This window comes from Pseudomonas sp. GW821-FHT02A11 (genome assembly GCF_059421985.1).
Genome location: NZ_JBWKWB010000023.1, coordinates 56,747 through 77,656, shown reverse-complemented (window position 1 = coordinate 77,656; position 20,910 = coordinate 56,747). Strand labels below are relative to the sequence as shown.

At 60.5% G+C, this 20,910-nt stretch carries 20 protein-coding genes; 10 read left to right on the top strand and 10 right to left on the bottom strand.

What is annotated here, in order from left to right:
- Nucleotides 1-13: 13 nt before the first annotated feature.
- From AC07V9_RS24160 to fdhA, 3 genes are all read left to right on the top strand, one after another.
- Nucleotides 14-646, top strand: a complete 633-nt coding sequence (locus AC07V9_RS24160; protein ID WP_495018157.1) for a sarcosine oxidase subunit gamma — start codon at nt 14-16, stop codon at nt 644-646.
- A gap of 146 nt (nt 647-792) precedes the next feature.
- Nucleotides 793-1,650: a formyltetrahydrofolate deformylase gene (gene purU / locus AC07V9_RS24155; protein WP_495018156.1), complete on the top strand. Its 858-nt coding sequence runs from the start codon at nt 793-795 to the stop codon at nt 1,648-1,650.
- 204 nt (nt 1,651-1,854) lie between these two features.
- Nucleotides 1,855-3,054, top strand: a complete 1,200-nt coding sequence (fdhA, locus tag AC07V9_RS24150) for a formaldehyde dehydrogenase, glutathione-independent (RefSeq protein ID WP_495018155.1) — start codon at nt 1,855-1,857, stop codon at nt 3,052-3,054.
- A gap of 41 nt (nt 3,055-3,095) precedes the next feature.
- On the opposite strand, the gene AC07V9_RS24145 is transcribed toward fdhA, so the two are convergent.
- Complete coding sequence (locus tag AC07V9_RS24145; protein ID WP_495018154.1) at nt 3,096-3,452, bottom strand: hypothetical protein; 357 nt, start codon at nt 3,450-3,452, stop codon at nt 3,096-3,098.
- 303 nt (nt 3,453-3,755) lie between these two features.
- On the opposite strand from AC07V9_RS24145, the gene AC07V9_RS24140 reads away from it, so the two are divergent.
- On the top strand, nt 3,756-4,430 hold the full coding sequence (locus AC07V9_RS24140; protein WP_495018153.1) for a DUF1190 domain-containing protein: 675 nt from the start codon (nt 3,756-3,758) through the stop codon (nt 4,428-4,430).
- A gap of 274 nt (nt 4,431-4,704) precedes the next feature.
- Entirely contained in the window at nt 4,705-5,253 is a 549-nt protein-coding gene (locus AC07V9_RS24135; protein WP_495018152.1) for a DUF2780 domain-containing protein, read from the top strand.
- A 173-nt stretch (nt 5,254-5,426) separates the two neighbouring features.
- On the opposite strand, the gene yihG is transcribed toward AC07V9_RS24135, so the two are convergent.
- On the bottom strand, nt 5,427-6,320 hold the full coding sequence (gene yihG, locus AC07V9_RS24130; RefSeq protein WP_495018151.1) for a 1-acylglycerol-3-phosphate O-acyltransferase, YihG family: 894 nt from the start codon (nt 6,318-6,320) through the stop codon (nt 5,427-5,429).
- A 194-nt stretch (nt 6,321-6,514) separates the two neighbouring features.
- Between yihG and rloA2 the strand changes: the two genes are divergently transcribed.
- The 4 genes from rloA2 (at nt 6,515) to creD (ending at nt 10,781) form a co-directional block, all read left to right on the top strand.
- Nucleotides 6,515-7,015 (top strand): retropepsin-like aspartic peptidase RloA2, encoded by a 501-nt coding sequence (gene rloA2, locus AC07V9_RS24125; protein WP_495018150.1) that lies wholly within the window; start codon nt 6,515-6,517, stop codon nt 7,013-7,015.
- 73 nt (nt 7,016-7,088) lie between these two features.
- The gene (creB, locus tag AC07V9_RS24120; RefSeq protein WP_495018149.1) at nt 7,089-7,772 is read left to right on the top strand and encodes a two-component system response regulator CreB; all 684 of its coding nucleotides are present in this window, start codon (nt 7,089-7,091) and stop codon (nt 7,770-7,772) included.
- Entirely contained in the window at nt 7,772-9,190 is a 1,419-nt protein-coding gene (gene creC / locus AC07V9_RS24115) for a two-component system sensor histidine kinase CreC (protein WP_495018148.1), read from the top strand. The genes creB and creC overlap by 1 nt, the downstream gene beginning before the upstream one ends.
- A 214-nt stretch (nt 9,191-9,404) precedes the next feature.
- Nucleotides 9,405-10,781 (top strand): cell envelope integrity protein CreD, encoded by a 1,377-nt coding sequence (creD, locus tag AC07V9_RS24110; RefSeq protein WP_495018147.1) that lies wholly within the window; start codon nt 9,405-9,407, stop codon nt 10,779-10,781.
- 212 nt (nt 10,782-10,993) lie between these two features.
- Here the strand turns inward: creD and AC07V9_RS24105 are convergent, their stop codons facing one another.
- The 8 genes from AC07V9_RS24105 to AC07V9_RS24070 all read right to left on the bottom strand — a co-directional run bounded on the left by AC07V9_RS24105 (nt 10,994) and on the right by AC07V9_RS24070 (nt 20,177).
- The gene (locus AC07V9_RS24105) at nt 10,994-11,623 is read right to left on the bottom strand and encodes a glutathione S-transferase family protein (protein WP_495018146.1); all 630 of its coding nucleotides are present in this window, start codon (nt 11,621-11,623) and stop codon (nt 10,994-10,996) included.
- A gap of 113 nt (nt 11,624-11,736) precedes the next feature.
- Entirely contained in the window at nt 11,737-11,928 is a 192-nt protein-coding gene (locus AC07V9_RS24100) for a hypothetical protein (protein ID WP_495018145.1), read from the bottom strand.
- Nucleotides 11,925-13,058: a PepSY-associated TM helix domain-containing protein gene (locus tag AC07V9_RS24095; RefSeq protein ID WP_495018144.1), complete on the bottom strand. Its 1,134-nt coding sequence runs from the start codon at nt 13,056-13,058 to the stop codon at nt 11,925-11,927. The genes AC07V9_RS24100 and AC07V9_RS24095 overlap by 4 nt, the downstream gene beginning before the upstream one ends.
- An 82-nt stretch (nt 13,059-13,140) precedes the next feature.
- The gene (locus AC07V9_RS24090; RefSeq protein ID WP_495018143.1) at nt 13,141-15,576 is read right to left on the bottom strand and encodes a TonB-dependent siderophore receptor; all 2,436 of its coding nucleotides are present in this window, start codon (nt 15,574-15,576) and stop codon (nt 13,141-13,143) included.
- Nucleotides 15,577-15,813: 237 nt separating this feature from the next.
- Complete coding sequence (locus AC07V9_RS24085; RefSeq protein WP_495018142.1) at nt 15,814-16,803, bottom strand: FecR domain-containing protein; 990 nt, start codon at nt 16,801-16,803, stop codon at nt 15,814-15,816.
- Nucleotides 16,800-17,318: an RNA polymerase sigma factor gene (locus AC07V9_RS24080; protein ID WP_495018141.1), complete on the bottom strand. Its 519-nt coding sequence runs from the start codon at nt 17,316-17,318 to the stop codon at nt 16,800-16,802. Before AC07V9_RS24080 ends, AC07V9_RS24085 begins: the two co-directional genes overlap by 4 nt.
- Before the next feature lie 192 nt (nt 17,319-17,510).
- On the bottom strand, nt 17,511-18,230 hold the full coding sequence (locus AC07V9_RS24075; RefSeq protein WP_495018140.1) for a 3'-5' exonuclease: 720 nt from the start codon (nt 18,228-18,230) through the stop codon (nt 17,511-17,513).
- Between the two features lie 12 nt (nt 18,231-18,242).
- Nucleotides 18,243-20,177, bottom strand: coding sequence for a putative nucleotidyltransferase substrate binding domain-containing protein (locus tag AC07V9_RS24070; protein ID WP_495018139.1), 1,935 nt, complete (start codon nt 20,175-20,177; stop codon nt 18,243-18,245).
- Between the two features lie 224 nt (nt 20,178-20,401).
- On the opposite strand from AC07V9_RS24070, the gene AC07V9_RS24065 reads away from it, so the two are divergent.
- Nucleotides 20,402-20,848 (top strand): response regulator, encoded by a 447-nt coding sequence (locus tag AC07V9_RS24065; protein ID WP_495018138.1) that lies wholly within the window; start codon nt 20,402-20,404, stop codon nt 20,846-20,848.
- Nucleotides 20,849-20,910 lie beyond the last annotated feature (62 nt).

Below are 20,910 nucleotides of genomic sequence, written 5' to 3'. Positions count from 1 at the left end.
AAACAGGTGCTCTATGACCACAGCCAACGTTTACCAACAGCGGCCAACGACCGACGTCAAAGCCGAGTCGCCACTGTTTCATGCCGACCTGAAAAGCCTGGTCGGCAAAGGCCGCACCAACCCGGGTGTGGTGTTGCGCGAGAAAAAACTGCTGGGTCACCTGACCCTTCGTGGCGACGCCCATGATCCGGCTTTCGCTGCCGGTGTTCACAAGGCACTGGGCATGGAACTGCCCGCCGCGTTGACGCTGGTTTCCAGCGGCGAAAGCTCGATTCAGTGGACGGGCCCGGACGAGTGGCTGCTGATCGTCCCGACTGGCGAAGAATTCGCCGTCGAGCAAAAGCTGCGTGAAGCGCTGGCCGGCCTGCACATTCAGGTGGTCAACGTGTCCGGCGGCCAGTCGATTCTGGAACTGACCGGCCCGAACGTGCGCGACGTGCTGATGAAATCCACCAGCTACGATGTACACCCAGGCAACTTCCCGGTCGGCAAGGCCGTCGGCACTGTATTCGCCAAGTCGCAGCTGGTGATCCGCCGTACTGGCGAAGAAACCTGGGAGCTGCTGATCCGCCGCAGTTTTGCCGATTACTGGTGGTTGTGGCTGCAGGATGCGAGCGCCGAGTACGGCCTCGGGATCGCAGCCTGACCCAGTAGGCGCGCGCTTGCCCGCGATTGCGTTGTGTCATTCACCCATTATGTTGAATGGAACGACTCTGTCGTCCGAATGCGGCCCAGACCAAGCGCGCTCCTACAATGCTTGTGCAAACGTTCGACAACAGGAGCAACACCCCCATGAGCCGCGCCCCCGATACCTGGATTCTGACCGCCGACTGCCCCAGCGTGCTGGGCACGGTGGATGCGGTGACGCGCTTTCTGTTCGAGCAGGGCTGCTACGTCACCGAGCACCATTCGTTCGATGACCGGCTGTCCAGCCGCTTTTTCATTCGCGTCGAATTTCGTCAGCCGGACGGCTTTGACGAGGCGTCCTTTCGTGCAGGTCTGACCGAACGTGCCGCAGCCTTTGGCATGAACTTCGAGCTGACGGCGCCCAACTTTCGCCCAAAAGTGGTGATCATGGTCTCCAAGGCCGATCACTGCCTCAATGACCTGCTTTACCGTCAGCGCATCAACCAACTGTCGATGGACGTGGTCGCCGTGGTGTCCAACCACCCCGATCTCGAACCGCTGGCACGCTGGCACGATATTCCCTACTACCATTTCCCACTCGATCCCAACGACAAGCCCGCGCAGGAAGCAAAGGTCTGGCAGGTGATTGAGGAATCCGGCGCTGAGCTGGTGGTGCTTGCCCGTTACATGCAGGTCCTGTCGCCGGAACTGTGCCGCAAGCTCGATGGCAAGGCGATCAACATTCACCACTCGCTGCTGCCGGGCTTCAAGGGCGCCAAGCCGTATCACCAGGCCTACAACAAAGGCGTGAAGCTGGTTGGGGCGACGGCGCATTACATCAACAACGACCTGGACGAAGGTCCGATCATCGCCCAGGGCGTCGAGGTGGTTGACCACAGTCACTACCCTGAAGACCTGATCGCCAAGGGCCGCGACATCGAAGGCCTGACCCTGGCGCGAGCGGTGGGTTATCACATTGAACGGCGTGTGTTTCTGAACGCCAACAGGACTGTAGTGCTTTGACTTGTAGGAGCGCGCTTGCCCGCGATGAACGCTGGCGCGGTCTGTCTGATACACCGCGCCGTCTGGTTCGCGGGAAAGCGCGCTCCTATAGGGCGCGATGAACGAGTTCAAACCCAGAGCAACCAGTGCGTTGCAGCAACACCAAGCAACGCATTTCTCCGTTACACAGCTGCATCCATAACAACAATTCAGCGAGGTGAAAGCATGTCTGGTAATCGTGGTGTCGTGTATCTCGGCGCAGGCAAGGTCGAAGTACAGAAAATCGACTATCCCAAAATGCAGGACCCGCGCGGGAAGAAGATCGAGCACGGTGTCATCCTGCGCGTGGTGTCCACCAACATCTGCGGCTCCGACCAACACATGGTTCGCGGCCGTACCACTGCCCAGGTCGGTCTGGTGCTGGGCCACGAGATCACCGGTGAAGTGATCGAAAAAGGCACTGGTGTCGAAAACCTGCAGATCGGCGATCTGGTTTCCGTGCCTTTCAACGTGGCGTGCGGCCTGTGCCGTTCCTGCAAAGAGCAACACACCGGTGTGTGTCTGACCGTTAACCCGGCCCGTCCGGGGGGCGCCTACGGTTATGTCGACATGGGCGACTGGACCGGCGGCCAGGCCGAATACGTCCTCGTTCCGTACGCCGACTTCAACCTGCTCAAACTGCCGAACCGCGACAAGGCCATGGAAAAAATCCGTGACCTGACCTGCCTCTCCGACATCCTGCCAACCGGTTACCACGGCGCAGTCACTGCCGGCGTGGGCCCAGGCAGCTCGGTGTACATCGCAGGTGCCGGCCCAGTCGGTCTGGCGGCGGCGGCTTCGGCCCGTCTGTTGGGCGCGGCGGTGGTCATCGTGGGTGACGTGAACCCTGTCCGTCTGGCGCACGCCAAGGCGCAGGGCTTCGAAATCGCCGACCTGTCCAAGGACACCCCGTTGCACGAACAGATCGCCGCATTGCTGGGCGAGCCTGAAGTGGACTGCGCTGTCGATGCCGTGGGCTTCGAAGCCCGTGGTCATGGTCATGCAGGCGTCAAGGAAGAAGCGCCGGCCACCGTGCTCAACTCGCTGATGGGCGTCGTGCGCGTTGCAGGCAAGATCGGTATCCCTGGCCTGTACGTCACTGATGATCCAGGCGCAGTCGACGCTGCCGCAAAAATGGGCAGCTTGAGCATTCGCTTTGGTTTGGGCTGGGCGAAATCCCACAGCTTCCACACCGGCCAGACCCCGGTCATGAAGTACAACCGTCAATTGATGCAAGCCATCATGTGGGACCGCATCAACATCGCCGAAGTGGTGGGCGTTCAGGTCATCAGCCTCGACGATGCGCCGCGCGGTTACGGCGAGTTCGACGCAGGCGTTCCGAAGAAATTCGTGATCGACCCGCACAAGCTCTTCAGTGCGGCATAAGCCTGCTGGCGGTCAGTGAAAAGGCGACTTCGGTCGCCTTTTCATTTCTCCCGGATCAACTTCAAATAGGGCGTGGATGCGGCATCGTCTGGCTTGATGAGGGTAGTGCCCCTATAAATGCAGACTGTTTTGTTGTCCGTCTCCTCAACCGAATCGGCCCGCAACTCGTATGTCGTGTCGAGGTAGTCGTGTTTGGCGCCAAGGGTTTCACCGTGCCACTCCCCCGCGTTGTATGTATACCCTTCGTTGTAGGGGGCAGCCAGACGCGGCTCATCAGTTTTGAATTTCGATGCTCTGATGTCGCTGACTTTCGGGCAGATAGAGATATCACCCTCGGCATACACGTTGCCCGCTATCAAGACTATTAACAGCAGTGTCCAAGCGAATCCATTTCGCATGTGGGTACTCCATTACCTTTGATGGCTCAGGGGTGTGTTAATGCTGAGCAGTGGCTGCAGAGCCGTCTACTGTCAGAAATGACAGTTGTAGAAACGTTTGGCGATAACCGGCCACTGGTGCAGTACGCTCGTGCATGCTTGGCTGCGTTGTCTTTTGGGTGTCTTGCGTAGGTGGTTGCACAGTTTGGTGTAGGGCGTTTCCGAGAGTTGGGGTGGAATATTTGATTTCCATTCCAGCTTGTTTCTGAGCGTGACTTTGCGTGCTATTTGTCCGCCCGGTTTTTTCTTGGGCGCGGGTAGTACATGTTTATTGAAGCCTTGAAAGCCGGATTTCTGACCGGCATCGGCATCGGGTTTGCCGCAGTGCCGACAGTATTGGCAAAGGCCGAGTCTCTGCCCGAAACGCCGCGCTGGATCACGTCCACGGTGTTCTTCGAAAACGCCAATGCGTGTAAATGGGCAGGCGTTCCCGCACACCTTTGTGAGTCGGGACACCGTTCGGCGTATCGGCAGCATGTGCGAATCGCGCCATCCTATCGCGAGCAGGCCGACTGTGAAGCCGATTTCATTCCGGGGGAGTGCTTCGTCAGTGGTGTGTCGCGTCTCTGGACGCCATGGCTTTCGGGGTTTTCGCTCATTACCGATGCGCAGCTGCCGCCCGCTACCGAGCATGCGCAACACGAGGGGCAGGTGGCGCTGGCAATCATCAGCAAGTCCTGGGCGCAGCACTTGCAGGAAGTGAGCCGCTCTCCTGAGCCTACGACTCACGTGCGCTATTTCAGCGAGCCGCTTTACTGGGAGCGTGATCATCAGGGCGGCTTTCACCTGACTACGCTGCGCGAGAAACTACGCAACGGTGAATGGTTTGCCAATGCGTTCAGCAAGCGACCGCGGGTTAGACCTGGCTCCCCGCTGTGGACCCGCCACTTGACACGCAGCTTCGAGCCGCAACGCCTGGTTGACGTAGCGACGCCCTGATGGATACCAAGCTGGACCTTGCGTGCAGCGTATCCAGACAGCGCTGCGGCGTCTCATTGGCGTTCGGCTTGTTTTTCAGCGCAGGGGTGGTAGTTCGCGTGTTTGCGCAGGAGGTCGATGGCCGTGGCGCGGGTGATTTGGATCGTCCCCCTTATCGGTACCGTGTTTGAACTTCCAATCGGGCAGCGGTCCAACGCGCAGTTAACGTTTTACACGTGCTAGTCCGGCCACCGCCGGGTTTCTTGCAACTGAGGTGGGTTCAATGAAGGTATCAATGAAGAATGCACGCAACGTAGCGTTGGTCACGTTGATGGCGCTTGCGGCAAGCCCGGTCTTTGCGTTCAACCTGAACGACGCGGCGAACGCCGTTTCCAACGCCACCGGCGGCCAGCAGAAGGCAACCGCCGCGCCCGCAACCGCAGGCCTGCTCAACACCCTTGGCACGCAATTGAATGTCACCCCTCAGCAAGCCGTTGGCGGCACCGGCGCGCTGCTGGGGCTGGCGAAGAACAAGCTGTCGAGCAACGACTTCTCGCAATTGAGTCAGTCAGTCCCGGGCCTGGACCAACTGTCCGGCACCTCGGCATTGGGCAGTCTGGGTGGCCTGGGCGGCATGCTCGGCAACTCCGGCAGCCAGTCGGCCGTCAATAACGCGCTGGGCAACGTGCAAAGCATGGGCGACGTAAACAAGGCGTTCGGCGCACTGGGCATGGACAGCGGCATGGTCGGCCAGTTTGTCCCCGTCATCCTGCAATACCTGGGGCAGCAGGGCGCGAGCGGCTCGGCAATGTCGGCGTTGAGTGGGGTTTGGGGGGCGAAGTGATTCAACCCGGCCCAGAGTTCCTGTAGGCACGATCATCCGGTTTAGGAGCACCTGTGGGAGCGAATTCATTCTGGACGGCATTCCGACGAGACGGTGGTACATCCGATAGATAGCTTGCGGATGTAACGGCCAATCGCGAATGAATTCGCTCCCACAGATTTATGGATGGGGCGTCAGTTGCGGGGTGCTTCTGCGCGCAGCTCGGCGATCCGCGCACTCTTTTCAGTCCACAGCCGATTCACCCATTCCTGCACATACTCGCGAAACACCGGGTCGTTTTCGTAATCGCCCTGCCACAATGCGGGGTCGAGTTCGCGGGTCTGGATGTCGATGATCACGCGTGGCACCTGCCCTGAGATCAGGTCCCAGAAGCCGGGAATGCGCGCGCTCGGGTAGACCACGGTGACGTCCAGCACGGCGTCGAGCTGTTCGCCCATAGCCGCGAGCACGAAAGCCACGCCGCCCGCCTTGGGCTTGAGCAAATAAGGGTACGGCGAGGCCTGCTCGGCTCTCTTGGCAGGGGTGAAGCGCGTGCCTTCCAGGTAATTCACCACCGTCACGGGTTGGCGCTTGTACAGCTCGCAGGCCTCTTTGGTGATCTCCAGATCCTTGCCTTTAAGCGCGGGATTCTTCGCCAGAAACGCCTTGGTGTAGCGCTTCATGAAGGGGTAATCCAACGCCCACCAGGCCAGGCCCAGGAATGGCACCCAGATCAGCTCTTTCTTCAGGAAGAATTTGAAGAAGGGCGTGCGACGGTTCAAGGACTGCACCAGCGCCGGGATGTCGACCCACGATTGATGGTTGCTGATCACCAGGTACGAGGTGTCGTTGCGCAGGCCTTCGTCGCCTGTGACTTCCCACTGCGTCGGCAGGCAGAGTCGGAAAATCAGCTTGTTGATCTCGCTCCATGTTTCGGCGATCCACATCACCGCCCACGAGCAGCGGTCGCGCATCTCGCTCTGGAACACCAGCTTGAGCAGCGCAAAGACCATCAGAGGCCCGAACAGCACCAGGGTGTTGAGCAGCAGCAACAGGGTGACGGCGATTCCGGTGAACAGGTGACGCATAAATCACTCGTGGTCATGAGAAGGGCGGGCAATGATAAGCAGGTCCGTCGCATCAGCCAAATCCGACCGTCGCCGACAAATGTTTCACTTGCCGCGCGTTACGGCGACTTCTTCTTTTGTAAGCGAACGATGCGCAAAGTTGCGGTCTAAAATCGGGCTCGTGCAACGCCCATCCATTGCGAGGAACCTGTTACGTGAAATCCCTTCTGGCGCTTCTGTCCCTGCTGGCGTTGCCTGTCATGGCTGCCGACCCGACGATTTACGGTCGCTACGAGTACATTCAGGTCTCCGAATTCGGCGAGACCTTCAAGGCCAAAATGGACACCGGCGCCCTGACCGCGTCGCTGTCGGCCAAGGACATCGAACTGTTCAAGCGTGACGGCGATGACTGGGTGCGCTTCCGTCTGGCCACCAAGGACGCCGACAACAAAGTGTATGAGCACAAGGTTTCGCGCATCAGCCGCATCAAGGGTCGCTCCGATGGTGATGATGACGACGAGCCGGTCGATCCGACCAAACGTCCGGTGGTGGACCTTGAGCTGTGCCTGGGCGACGTCAAGCGTACCGTCGAGGTCAATCTGGTAGACCGCAGCCACTTCAACTACCCGCTGTTGATCGGCGCCAAGGCATTGCGCGAGTTCGGCGCGGCGGTGAACCCGGCGCGTCGTTACACCGCCGACAAACCCGAGTGTTAAAAAGACCGTGCTGATTGACGTGCAGGGCTGATATCCGGCACCGTTCCGGCTTTATGCCAAGTGCTCGGATGCCATGCCCCACATTCTGATTGTCGAAGACGAAGCCGCTATCGCCGACACCCTCGTCTATGCCTTGCAGGGCGAGGGTTTCAGCACCACATGGCTGACCCTGGGGCAGGCCGCCGTCGAGCATCAGCGCACGACCCCCGCCGACCTGATCATCCTCGACATCGGTTTGCCGGACATCAGTGGTTTCGAAACCTGCAAGCAACTGCGCCGTTTCAGCGAAGTTCCTGTGATGTTTCTGAGCGCCCGCGATGGCGAAATCGATCGCGTGGTGGGCCTTGAGATCGGGGCTGACGACTACGTGGTCAAGCCCTTCAGCCCTCGGGAAGTCACCGCGCGGGTCAGGGCGATCCTCAAACGCATGGCGCCTCGACCTGAAGCCTCACCTGCCAGTAATGGTCATTTTTTGATCGATGTTGATCGCGTCTTGATCAGCTATCGCGGTCAGCCGCTAACCCTCACGCGACACGAATTTCGCCTGCTGCACTGCTTGCTGGAGCAACCCCAACGGGTGTTCAGTCGCGAGCAACTGCTCGATGCCGTCGGGGTGCCGAGTGATGTCGGTTATGAGCGCAACATCGACAGCCACATCAAAAGCGTGCGCGCCAAGCTGCGCATGATTGCCGCTGACGCCGAGCCGATCCAGACCCATCGCGGCCTGGGATACAGCTACAGCCCGGACCGTAGCTGATGCGCCTGGGCATCCGGATCTTTCTGGTCTATGCGCTGTTTATTGGCCTGACCGGCTACTTCGTCCTCAACACCGTGATGAAGGAAGTGCGCCCCGGCGTGCGGCAGTCAACCGAAGAAACCCTGGTCGACACCGCGAACCTGCTGGCCGAAGTGCTGCGCGCAGACGTTGCCAACGGCACCCTGAGCCAGAGCCACTTCCCCGACGTGCTCAAAGCCTACGGCCTGCGCCAACCCGGCGCGACGATCTGGGGCATGCCGAAGAATCAGGTCAATAACCGCATCTACGTCACCGACGCCAAAGGCATCGTCTTGCTCGATTCCAGCGGCGAGGCCGTGGGCCAGGACTACTCGCGCTGGAACGACGTGTTGCTGACCCTGCGTGGCCAGTACGGCGCGCGCTCGACCCGCAGCGATCCGAACGACCCCAACACATCGGTCATGCATGTCGGCGCGCCGATCCGGGACAACGGCCAGATCATCGGCGTGGTCACGGTCGCCAAGCCCAACAGCTCGTTGCAGCCCTATGTCGACCGCACCGAGCGACGCCTGCTGTGGTATGGCGCGGGGCTCGTGGTGCTGGGGCTTCTGTTTGCCGGGCTGTTGTCGTGGTGGCTGAGCAAGTCGCTGCGGCGCTTGACGGGTTACGCGCAGGCCGTGAGCGAAGGGCGTCGGGTCGAGCTGCCGCATTATCGCGGCGGCGAGCTGCGACAGCTGTCGGCGGCGGTCGAACACATGCGCACCCAGCTCGAAGGCAAGGCCTATGTCGAGCGCTATGTGCACACCCTGACCCACGAACTGAAAAGCCCTTTGGCCGCCATTCGCGGGGCGGCGGAATTACTCCACGAAGACATGCCCATCGAGCAGCGCCGACGCTTCATCGGCAACATCGACAGCGAGAGCGCGCGCGTCCAGCAGTTGATCGAGCGGCTGTTGAATCTGGCGATGGTCGAGCAACGCCAGGCACTGGAAGAGCATGTCGCCGTGCCGCTCGCCGATTTGATCAATCAGCTGCTGAGCGCCCAAGGCGCGCGGATCGAGCGCAAGCAGCTCAGCGTCGATCAACTGATCCCCGCCGATCTGAAAGTCACTGGCGAGCGTTTTCTGTTGCGTCAGGCATTGGCCAACCTGCTGGAAAACGCGCTGGATTTCACCCCTGATCACGGCACGTTGCGCTGGGTGGCCGAGCGCGACGCCGGGCAATTGAAGGTGTGTCTCTTCAACAACGCCGAGCCCATCCCTGATTACGCATTGCCCCGCTTGAGCGAGCGCTTCTATTCCCTGCCAAGGCCCGACAGCGGCCGCAAGAGCACCGGCCTGGGCCTGAATTTTGTCGAGGAGGTGATGCAGCTGCATGGCGGCGCGCTGCAGATTGGCAATGTCGAAGGCGGCGTTCTAGTGAGCCTCTGGCTGTCCTGATCTCCACCGATTTATCCCTCTGTGGGAGCGAATTCATTCGCGAGAGGCCGCTCCATTAGATAGATGTCCATCAGATGCAGCACCGTCTCGCGAACGAATTCGCTCCCACAGGTTTGGTCGCGCACAACGTATTTCCACACAATCTCCACATTCGCCCCATCATCGTTCCACACCCGCCTCCCACACTCGCCCCATCAAACACGGGGAGAGTTCCATGAACAAAGGCATGACGCTGTACAAGCTGGGGATGATCGGGCTGCTCATCCTGCTGTTGTTGATTGCGCTGATGATGATCAACGGGCTGATTCAGGATCGGCAGATCCGCCGAAACGAGGTGCTGCACGACATCGCCCGCAGCTCCAGTTACAGCCAGCAACTGAGCGGGCCGCTCTTGATCGTCCCTTACCGCAAGTTCACCAAGGTGTGGAAACCCAACGCCGAAAGCCCGGTGCGTTACCAAGAGACGGTTGAGGAAAGAGGCCGGCTGTATTTTCTCCCCGAGCAGTTCCAGCTCGATGGCGATGTGCAGACCGAAGTGCGGTCGCGCGGCATTTATGAAGCGCGGCTGTACCACGCGGACAACAAGGTCAGCGGCCATTTCGTCCTACCGCAGCACTTCGGGCTCGGTGACGACTTCGCCGACTATCAGTTCGACCAACCCTTTCTGGCCGTCGGGATCTCGGACGTTCGTGGTATCGAAAATTCACTGAAACTGACACTCAATGATCAGGAAGAGGACTTCGTACCCGGCACGGATGTGCCGTTGCTCGGCGAAGGCGTCAGCGCCACTCTGCCCATGGAGACTGGCGTCGACGAGAAACGCCTGAACTTCGCCTTCAACATTCGCCTGCAAGGCACGGGGCAGTTTCAGGTCACGCCCGTCGGCAAGTCGAGTGTCGTCAATCTGGTCGCGAACTGGCCGCACCCCAGCTTCATCGGCAACTACCTGCCGACCAGCCGCGGGATTACTGAAACGGGGTTCAGCGCTACTTGGCAAACGACGTTTTTCTCCACGAATTTGCAGGAAATCCTTAACGCTTGCGCCTCCAATCAGGTGTGCGAGGAGTTCAAGGCGCGCAGCTTCGGTGTCAGCTTCATTTCACCCGTGGACCACTACTTGAAGGCCGACCGCTCGATCAAATACGCGCTGCTGTTCATTGCCCTGACGTTTGCCGGTTTCCTGCTGTTCGAAGTGTTGAAGGGCCTGGCTGTGCACCCGATCCAGTACGCGATGGTCGGCGCGTCGCTGGCGCTGTTTTACCTGCTGTTGTTGTCACTGTCCGAGCACATCGGTTTCGATCTGGCGTATTTGCTGTCGGCCACGGCTTGCGTTTCGCTGATCACTTTTTACGTCTGTCATGTGCTGCGCAGCGTGACCCATGGCCTTGGGTTCGGTGCAGGCTTGGGGGCGCTGTACGCCTTGCTCTATGGGCTGCTCGGCGCTGAGGATTATGCGTTGCTGATGGGGGCTTTGCTGATGTTCGGCCTTCTGGCGGTGGTCATGGTGCTGACTCGCGAGCTGGACTGGTACGCAATCGCCCAGCGCTCGGCCAAGCCGGCCAAAGCCTCGCCCGAGGTGGGTCATGAGTAACTGGTTGGGGTTGCGCGAGGATCAGCGGATGGGGCGTGATCTGTCCGCCGAAATCACTCACTGGCTCACGTTGAATGACTGTGGGAGCGAATTGATTCGCGAGGGGGCGGTACATCTCACAGAGATGTACCGTTTGCAAAACGATTCGCGAATCAATTCGCTCCCACAGAAGTCAGGTGCTCTCACAGGATTTGCGATGACCTCAATGCCAATCACGCAGGCGGCTGGGACTCCAGCATCGACGGCCGCTGACTGACTTCGTAATACCAGCTGGCCAGCCGGGGATGGCTGCTGCGCCAGCCCAGGTTCGGCTGACGGAAGTCCAGGTAACCCAGCGCGCAAGCCAGGCTGATCGAGGCGATATCGAAATGGGAACTCAGCTCGGTGACCGCTTCGGTTTCGAAGTACGACAGGGAGCGGGAGATCTTTTCGCCCTGATTGTCGACCCAGTCGGTCCAGCGTTTCTCTTCGGGACGAAGGAAGGTTTCGTAGCGGATCAGCACGGCGGCATCGAGCACAGCATCCGCCAGCGAGGCCAGGGTCAGACGCCGCCAGCGCGCCGAGCCCTCACGGGGAATCAGCGGGTTGCCGACGTGTTGATGGTCCAGGTAATCGAGAATCACCCGGCTGTCGTGGATCACGTTGTCATCGGCCAGGCGCAAGGCCGGGATCTTGCCGCACGGGTTGTCGCGGCAGACTTCGGCATCGGGACTGACTGGGGTGACAGTAACGGGCTTGAGGCCGACTCGTGCGGTCTGTCCGGTTTCGTGAAGCAAAATCAGCACCTTGCGCGCGAAGGGCGAAGCTGCGTTGTAGTACAGCGTCATGCTGGGAGCAGACATGGACATTCCTCTGTTCGGACTGGCGCTAAGACTAGTCAGAGGCCTCTCGCGGCGCAATATATCGTTGGGGGCGCGACTCTTGGAACGTCACGTCAGAGACGATTGATCGGATGTCACGCCCGGCGTCGCACCATCAGCCCCTTGATGCTCAGCCACGCCGGAATGCCCATGCCGATCCACGACAGCACATCCCAGGCGCCGTCGCCCAACAGCGCGGCGAACAGGCCCGCCGCCGTCAGCAGGGCGATCCAGGTCGGTTTGCCGAAGGTTTTCCAGAATGCCGGGTGCTTCTTGTGTCGAGTCATGTCGCTTGCACCGCCTCAGGCATGTTGACGGTCGCCGCCGCGCGCCGACGCACCCACCACAGGTACAGGCCGCTGCCGAGCACGATGATGGTCAGAACGTCGAGGATGCCCCACAGGATTTTCATCGGCATGCCGCCGTAATCGCCGAAGTGCAGCGGTTGCGACAGCAGCAGGGCGTCCAGATACCACGGGCTGTTGACGATGGCGGTGACCTTGAGGTCGCTGGCGTCGATCAGCACGGGTGTCAGCAAGTGCGAGGTCAGGTGGGTGCTGCCCTTCATGAACACCGCGTAGTGATGCTCGCTGGAGAAACGCGTGCCGGGGAACGCAATGAACGACGGCTCGGTGCCGGGAACGGTCTGTCTGGCGATTTCCAGCAGGCGCGTGGCCGGGGCGCGGTCGGTCAGGGGCGGAGCGTTCTGGTAGGGCGCGACCATGGCCGCCAGCGCATCGTTGCGCCATTGCGCGATGACAAGGTCCGCGCAGGCATTGAGCACGCCGGTCAGGCCGACGACGAATGCCCAGGTCAGGGTGACCACGCCAATCAGGTTATGCAGGTCGAGCCAGCGCACGCGCGTGGATTTGTTCGGGCGTACGGTGGCGAAATCTAGTCGACGCATGAAAGGTGCATACAGCACCACGCCGGAAACAATTGCTAATACAAAAAGCAGCCCCATGAAGGCCAACAGCAGCTTGCCGGGAAGACCCGCGTACATGTCGACGTGCAAACGCAGCATCACCATCATGAACCCACCGTTGGCCGAAGGCGTTTCAACGGCTTCGCCCGTGCGTGCATCGAGCATAAAGGTGTGGGTGTCGTTCGGGTCGCCGCCTGCGGTTTTACCCATGAAGGCATACATGCCATTGGGCTCGTCTTCATCCCAACCGAAGTACTGAACCACCTCGCCCGGACGATGGGCTTCAGCGGCCTTGACAAGTTGCTGCAGGTCCATGCGCGGCGTATCGGCGGGCATCTCGCGGATTTGCGGGGCATCGCCCAGCAGATGATCGATCTCGTGATGAAAGACCAGCGGCAGGCCGGTGATTGCCAGCATCAGCAGAAACAGCGTGCAGATCAGGCTGCTCCACGTGTGGATGAACGACCAGCGACGAATGGTTTGGCTCTTCATGGTTGCGGGTACCGGGTTGAGCGAAAGCAAAAGGGCCGCTGTTGCGAGCGGCCCTTGTTTACAGTGCTGCAAGTTTAAACGATTACCATTTGTAGTCCACGCTGGCGAGCACGCTACGACGATCACCGTAGTAGCAATAGAAGCCGTCACACGTGGAAATGTATTCCTTGTCGAAGACGTTGTTGGCGTTCAGCGACACGCTCACACCCTTGAGCGAGTTGGTCATGCGACCCAGATCGTAATGAACGGCAGCGTCATAAACGGTATAGGCGTTGCTGTGGCCGTAGTTCGAATCGGCAACGAAACCGTAGCTGCCAATGGCGATGTTGTCGGTTTCGCCGATGTAGCGGGCGCCGAAGCCCAGGCCGAAGCCGTCCAGCAGGCCGGTGTGCCAGGTGTAGTCAGCCCAGATCGAGGCTGCGTTTTCCGGGGTCAGCGGCAGCGGCCGGTTCTTGTCCAGCGGGTCGGTGACTTTGGTCATCTTGCTGTTGGCGTAGGTGTAGGACGCGGTCACTTTCAGGTTGTCGGTGACGTTGCCGACTGCTTCCAGTTCGAAACCACGCACCTTGGCTTCACCCAGCGGGCGCGAGACACCCAGGGTGTCGCTCAGCACGATGTCCCGGCGAGTCAGGTCATAAGCAGCAGCCGTGAACAACAGGTCGGTGCCCGGAGGCTGGTACTTGATACCTGCTTCGTATTGCTTGCCCGTGCCCGGCTTGAAGGCTACGCCATTGGCACCGCCTTGCTCGGCCTGGAACGACTCCGCATAGGAAATATACGGCGTGAACCCTGAGTCGAAGACATAGCTCAGCGCAGCGTTGCCAGTGAACGCGCTGTCGGTGCGGTCATCGGACTGATTGCTGTTGTAGAACCTGGTGTCGGTCTTGAGCAGGTCTTGACGGCCACCCAGGGTCAGACGCCAGTTATCCAGCGCCATCTGATCCTGAACGTACAGGCCGAAATCGTCGGTCTTCTGGTTGTAGTTCTGGAACGCGGTATAGCTGACGTTGCTGAAATCCTGACCGTAGATCGGCGTGACAATGTTGCTGGACGGCGCGCTGCCATACAGCCACTTGTAGTTGTGGTTGATGCGCTGGTAGTCCGCACCCAACAGCACCGTGTGCTTGAGCGCACCGGTGCTGAAGTCGGCCTGGAAGTTGTTGTCCAGCGCGAACTGGCTCATGTCTTCGTTGACGACGTTCGCGCCGCGAGCAACGGTGCCGTCATCCGATACCGAACCAAAGTAGCCACCGGACGTGATGGTCTGGAACGACAGGTCGCTCTTGGTGTAGCGCAGATTCTGTTTGAACTGCCAGACGTCGTTCAGGCGGGTTTCGAAGGCGTAACCCAGTGCGTAATAGGTCTTGTCGTAGAATTCCCAGTCCGGATCGCCCAAGTTCTCGTGGTATTTGACACGGCCAACGGCGGATGGATATTTAGTGCCCTGGATCGGGAGAAACTGACTGGTAGCCCCTGTATCGTCACGGTTGAACATGCTGAGTAAGGTCAGCTTTGTGTCCGGGTTGATGTTCCAGGTCAGGCTGGGCGCGATGTTGTAGCGTTTGTCGTCCATGTGATCGACTTGCGTGCCGCTGTCGCGAACCACCCCCGTCACGCGATACTCGAAGTTGTCCGCATCATCAATCTTGCCAGTGCTGTCAAAGCTGATCTGCTTGCGGTTATAGCTGCCGACCTGCGCCTGAATCTCGTGGCTCTCTTCAGCCTGTGGGCGGCGGCTGACCATGTCCACCAGGCCACCCGGTGGGGTCTGGCCATACACCGAAGACGCCGGGCCACGCAGCACGGCCACGCGCTCCAGGTCCCAGGTTTCCATCTTCGGCATCACGTACGCGCCTTTGGGCAACGGCAGGCCGTCGAGGAACTGGGTCGGCTCGAAACCCCGGATTTTCAGCCACTCGGCGCGGCTGTCGCTGCCGTAGCTGCTGGCGACCACGCCTGGCATGTAGCGAACGGCGTCGTCGAGGTTCTGGACGGCGCGGTCCTGCATCTGCTGGCGCGTGGCGACGGAGATCGAACGAGGCGCTTCGGCGATTGCGGTGTCGGTTTTGGTACCAGCGGCCGTGCGAGTGGCGGCGTAGCCTTCTGCAGGCCCCCACGCGCTTTCGAAACTGTCCTGACGACCCTGAATGCTGGTCTCCGGCAGCGCCATCACGCCTTCAGGAGCCGCCACCAGGCTGTAGGTGCCTGCGGTGGTCTGGCTCAGTTGCAAACCGGTGCCGCGCAGCGCCTGGGCCATTGCGCCCGGTGCGTCGAATTGGCCCTGAACCGGCGCCGAGGTACGGCCGGCTGCCAGCGATGGGTCCAGCGACAGGGCGATGCCGGCCTGGCTGGCGATCTGGGTCAGCGTGGTCGACAGCGGCGCGGCGGGCAGGTTGTATGCGCGAACGCTGGACGCCTGGGAGGCCGCCAGCAGTTGGGTGCTGGCCAGCGGGGTCGCGAGGGCGACGGCAACGGCCAGCAGGCGTGGTCGCAGAAGGGTTTGAAGCGTGCGGGACATGGTCGGCTCCTGAGTGCAATGGTTCTCAATGCCTATGTGCCGAACGAGATTAGAAAAGTGATAGGGCCGAATCGAAAATAATTTAGATTTACAATTCGGGCCGTTCGGCAAGGTTTACAACGGGCCACCCTTTGTGGGAGCGAATTCATTCGCGAAACGGTGGTGCATCTAATGGAGATTTGCCGAATGTACCGACGTCTCGCGAATGAATTCGCTCCCACAGGGGATTGCAGTGACCTAGAGCTTCCGGGTTTGCCGGGCGTCGCTGCCCACCACCGTCACCCACCAATGCGTGCGCTGTTCGATTTCCACGGGAAGCGTAGGCATCAGCGCCTTGAGCGCCAGGTCGGTGTTGTTGAGCGGGAAGCTGCCGGTGATGCGCAGATCGGCGACGTCCGACGCAACCCCCAGATAACCTGAGCGATAACGCCCCAACTCGGCGATCACCTCCTTGAGCGGCGCGTTGTCCACCACCAGCATGCCGCGCAGCCAGGCATCGGCGCCGGGGGCAATGGCGACCATCGGACCAAGGCTGTGGCGCTGGATCAGCATCTGCTGGCCTTCACGCAGGATGAGTTCGTTGTCAGCAGCCTGCGGGTGTGCCGCGACCGCCGACTGCAGCACACTGAGCAACGTGCCGTCGTCGCGGCGTTTGACCAGAAACTTCGTACCCAGGGCGCGCATTTGCCCTTCAGCGGTTTCGACGATGAAGGGCCTCGGGTCTTCATGGCTGCCGGTCTCGACGAAGATTTCGCCTTCCTGCAGCACGACACGACGCTGTTTGCCGTCGAACTTCACGTCCAGCGCGCTGTGGGTGTTCAGGCGAATCAGCGTGTTGTCCGAAAGCCGAATGGTGCGCTGCTCGCCAGTCGCCGTGCGTTGATCCGCCAGCCAGTAGTTCACCGGCAGGAAGCGGTCGCCCATAAACAGCGTCAGCCCCAGCGCCAAAGCGAACCCGGCGACGCCGCGGCCCACGTTACGCATCTGTCGGCTGATACCTTCGTGCGAACGTATCAATGCCGAGCGCGCAGGCCCGGTGGTGCCGACAAAGCGTTGGTCGAGCATGCCCAACTGCATCCACGCGCGGGCGTGTTCGTCGCTGGCGGCGTACCACTTGGCGAATTCCTCGCGCTCGGCGTCGCTGCCCTGGCCGCAATCCAGGCACAGTTGCCAGGCAATGGCGGCGTCGAGCACTTTCGATGAAACAGGGCGGGTGGGGATGCTCATGTCGGCTCGCCGTACAGCGCGATGTAGCACTGACGCATGCCCTGGGCCAGATACTGGCGGACGCGAGGCACGGAAACGCCGATTTTTTCGGCGATTTCAGCGTGGGTCATGCCGTCCAGACGGTTGTACAGGAACGCAGCCCGCGCTTTGCTCGACAGCTTGCCGAGCATCCGGTCGATGGCTTTGAGGTCTTCGAGGATCAGTAGTTGCTCTTCCAGCGAAGGCTGTTCGCCCTCCGGAACAAGCATCAGTTCGTTGAGATAAGCCTGCTCCAGCGCCGCTCGACGGAAATAGTCGAACAGCAGCCCCTTGGCCACCTGCACGAGAAATGCCCGCGGTTCGCGCGGCGCATCCAGTTGCTCGCGGCCCAGCAGGCGTATGAAGGTGTCCTGGCTCAGGTCTTCGGCGCGGTGCGGACAGGCGACGTTGCGCTTCAGCCAGGCCAGTAACCAGCTGCGATGGTCGCGATAGAGCGTGCCGACAAGCTGATGTTGAGGACTTTGGAATGACGACACGTGCGCACCGAAGAGAACAAAGTAACTAACGAGAACTATTCGCGATTGTGGCAGAGCCCATGAATGCTGGCAATTGGCGCTTATCGAAAGGAGCTGAACGGTAGCTGTAGGAATTGGGGGCGGAGCGTGTGGGAATACGTTCTTGGCACTCCCACAGGGATTCAGGTATCGCCGAGAGGGTGCGTATGTCCTTTAGAAAGAATGCGACTGCTGCCGCCGACGCCACTTGCTCAGGCATTGCTCCAATCGCACGGGGCTGTCCATGTCCTGCCGTCGCGCATGGCTGAACAGGATCAGCGCCAACTCGGCCGTCACCAGTGCATCGGCGCTCGCGTGATGCCGCTCTTCCGCTTGCAGGCCAAAGAAGGCGGTCCAGTCGTCCAGCCCCGCCTGGCGCAGGCAGGCCTGTGGACACAGCAGCGGGGCGATCTCAGCCACGTCGAAAAACGGGTGCTGCAGTTTGTAACCCAGGCTTTCCTTCAAGGCGCGGCAGATCATGTGCTGATCGAACGGCGCATGAAACGCCAGCAGCGGGCTGTCGCCGACGAACTCCATGAAATCCAGCAGCGCTTCCACCGGCTCGCTGCCCGCTGCAATCGCGCTGGGCGCCAGGCCGTGAATGAGCACGCTGGGGCTGAGTTTGTGATCAGTGCGCAGCAGAGTGCGTTCGAACAGCTGACCGAGATTGATGGCGCCGTCCTCGATGACCACCGCGCCGATGGACAGCACTTCATCGCGGTTCATGTTCAGGCCGCTGGTTTCCAGGTCCAGCACGACCCAACGCTGCTGACGCAGCGGGTTTTCGCTGAGCGCGGGGGCGCGGGGCAGGTCGCTCAGGCGCTGCAGCTGCTCTGGTGTCAGATCCGGCGCTTTGCTGCGTTTGGTGGGTTTGAGCCACTGAAACAGGTTCATCGATCGGTCGCTTTACAGTTGATAACGCAGGGTCAGGCTGGATTGCAGGCGCTGCGCCTGGCGGAATGATTCACGCAAAATGCGGCGGTCCAGATGATTGAGCACGTCGGGGTCGATCCGGTTGGTGTACGGCAGATTCTGTCGGCTCTGCTGCTGATGCTGCTGCATGCGGGTCTGCTGAATGAAGTGATAAGCCTCTTCATAGGCCGCGCCGTCCAGCGGGTCGATGACTTCCTTGGCCACCAGTTGGCGCAGGCGCTCCAGTGTGTTGTTGGCGGCCACACCGTTGGCCAGCGCCAGCAAGCGCGCGCCATCGACGAAGGGCGTCAGGCCTTGGGTCTTGAGGTCCAGCGTGTCTTTTTCACTGCCTTTGCGCGCCACGACGAAATCCTTGAAGCGCCCGACCGGCGGGCGCTGGCGCAAGGCGTTGTCGGCCATCATGCGCTGGAACAGGCGGTTGTCGGCGACCTGCGCCAGAATGCTTTGCCGCAGTTGCTCGCCGCCGCTTTCATCGCCCCAGGCCACCCGCAAATCGAAATAAATGCTCGAAGCCAGCAGGTTTTCCGGGGTCGCCTCGCGAATGAACGCGCCGAAGCGCCGCGCCCACTCGATCCGCGACAGGCACAGCTCGGGGTTGCTGGCCATGATCCCGCCCTTGCACAGCGCAAAGCCGCACAGCGCGAGGCCTTGGTTGATGCGCTCGGCAATCGGCAGCAGTCGCCCGCGAATCTCGGCGGCTTCGGCGGCGTCCCTGGCTTCGAACAGAATGCCGTTGTCCTGATCGGTGTACAGCGTCTGCTCGCGACGGCCTTCGCTGCCGAAGCACAGCCAGCTGAACGGGATGCCCGGGTCGCCTTTTTCTTCCAGCGTCAGCTCGATGACCCGGCAGACCATGTGGTCGTTGAGCAGGGTGATGATCTGGGTGATCTGCGTCGACGAGGCGCCATGGGCGAGCATGCGGTCGACGAGCTGCACGATGTCGCCGCGCATGTTGCTCAGTGAGTCGATGCGCGGGGCGTTGCGGATGGTCCGCGCCAGATGCACCAAGTCCACGCGCTGCAAGGAAAACAGGTCGCGCTCGGAGACCACGCCGCACAGCCGCTGATCCTTGACCAGGCAGACGTGGGCGATGTGCCGCTCGGTCATGGCGATCGCCGCGTCGAAGGCGCTGGCGTCCGGGCTTAAATAGAAAGGCGCTTGAATCATGCTGTGCTGGATCGCCTGACCGAAGTCGGCGTTTACGTCTGCGACCACTTGGCGCAAGTCGCGCAGGGTGAAAATCCCCAGCGGCGCCTTGGCCTCGTCGACAATCACGATGCTGCCAACCTGCTGCTCATCCATCAGCTTCACGGCTTCGCGCAGTGGCGTTTCCGGCGCACAGGTCACCGGGTGACGCATCGCCAGCTCCCCCAAGCGGGTGTTCAGTGAGTATTGTGTGCCGAGTGTTTCCACGGCCTTCTGCTTTACTTGCTGATTCACCTGTTCGAGAAGGCTGCTGACGCCGCGCAGGGCGAAGTCGCGGAAGGTGCTGGAGAGTGCGAACAGCTTGATGAAGGCTTGTTTGTTCAGTTGCAGGCAGAACGTGTCTTCGGCCGCCAGATGCTCGGTGCGCGTGGCGCGTTCGCCCAATAAGGCCGCCAGCGGGAAACATTCGCCGGTGGTGATTTCAAACGTGGTTTCAGTGCCACCCTTCGCGGAGTGTGGGCGTTCCCCGACCACGCGGCCCTGTTTGACGATGTAAAAGTGCTCTACTGGCCCATCGCCAGGCTTGATGATGCTCTCATCCGTAGCGTAGAAACGCAGCTGGCACTGTTCAACCAGATAGGCGAGGTGAGCGTTCTCCATCTGATTGAATGGCGGGAATTTTTGCAGGAATTGCATGGTGCCGTGGATGTTCTGCAACACGGCTGTTTTGCCTGCCTGGGTGTAAGCGTCCGCTTTGCTCATGACCGATACCGCTTGTTTTTATGGCTCCATGGTCGACCGCTTATCGGGCAGTGCCCATTGGACGTAAGTCTTAGGCAACGCAAAAGGCGTTGGAGTGCAGGGAGGCGTGGTGTAAAACCGCATGAAGCAGCGGCCGCAATGGCCTGGCAGGAAGCTCTAAGGTGTGCAGCGTATTCAGTCTGTTTGCGCTGTCAGAATGAAGTCGACGGGAAGATGAGACGGGTATGTTCGATCACGACATTTTGAGTGATGAAGAGCGCGAAGCCCTCAATGAGGTCATGCTGGCGCCTCCATCACAATCGCCACAACGGGTGCTGATCGTCGACGACGACAAGGATGCACGGGAAATACTCGCCGAAATCCTCAGTCTGAACGACATCAGCTGTATTACGGCTGCGGGCGGCACCAGTGCCATGCTCTTGCTTGAGACTCGACCGTCCATTGCGCTGCTGATCACCGATCTGCGGATGGCGCCGTGCGACGGTCTGGACCTGATCCGACAGGTGCGCGATTCGGACCGGGCAGCCTTGCCGATCATCATCGTCTCGGGCGACGCCCATGTGCGCGACGCGATCGATGCAATGCACCTGAGTGTCGTGGACTTTTTGCTCAAGCCGATCAACACCAAACAGTTGCTAAGGTTGGTGAAGCGGGAGTTGGGGATGTCGTAGAGTGACGCATTTCCCTCCGAGGGGGCGAACGACTCAGGTGTTGAGGTGTTCCCGGATTCTGT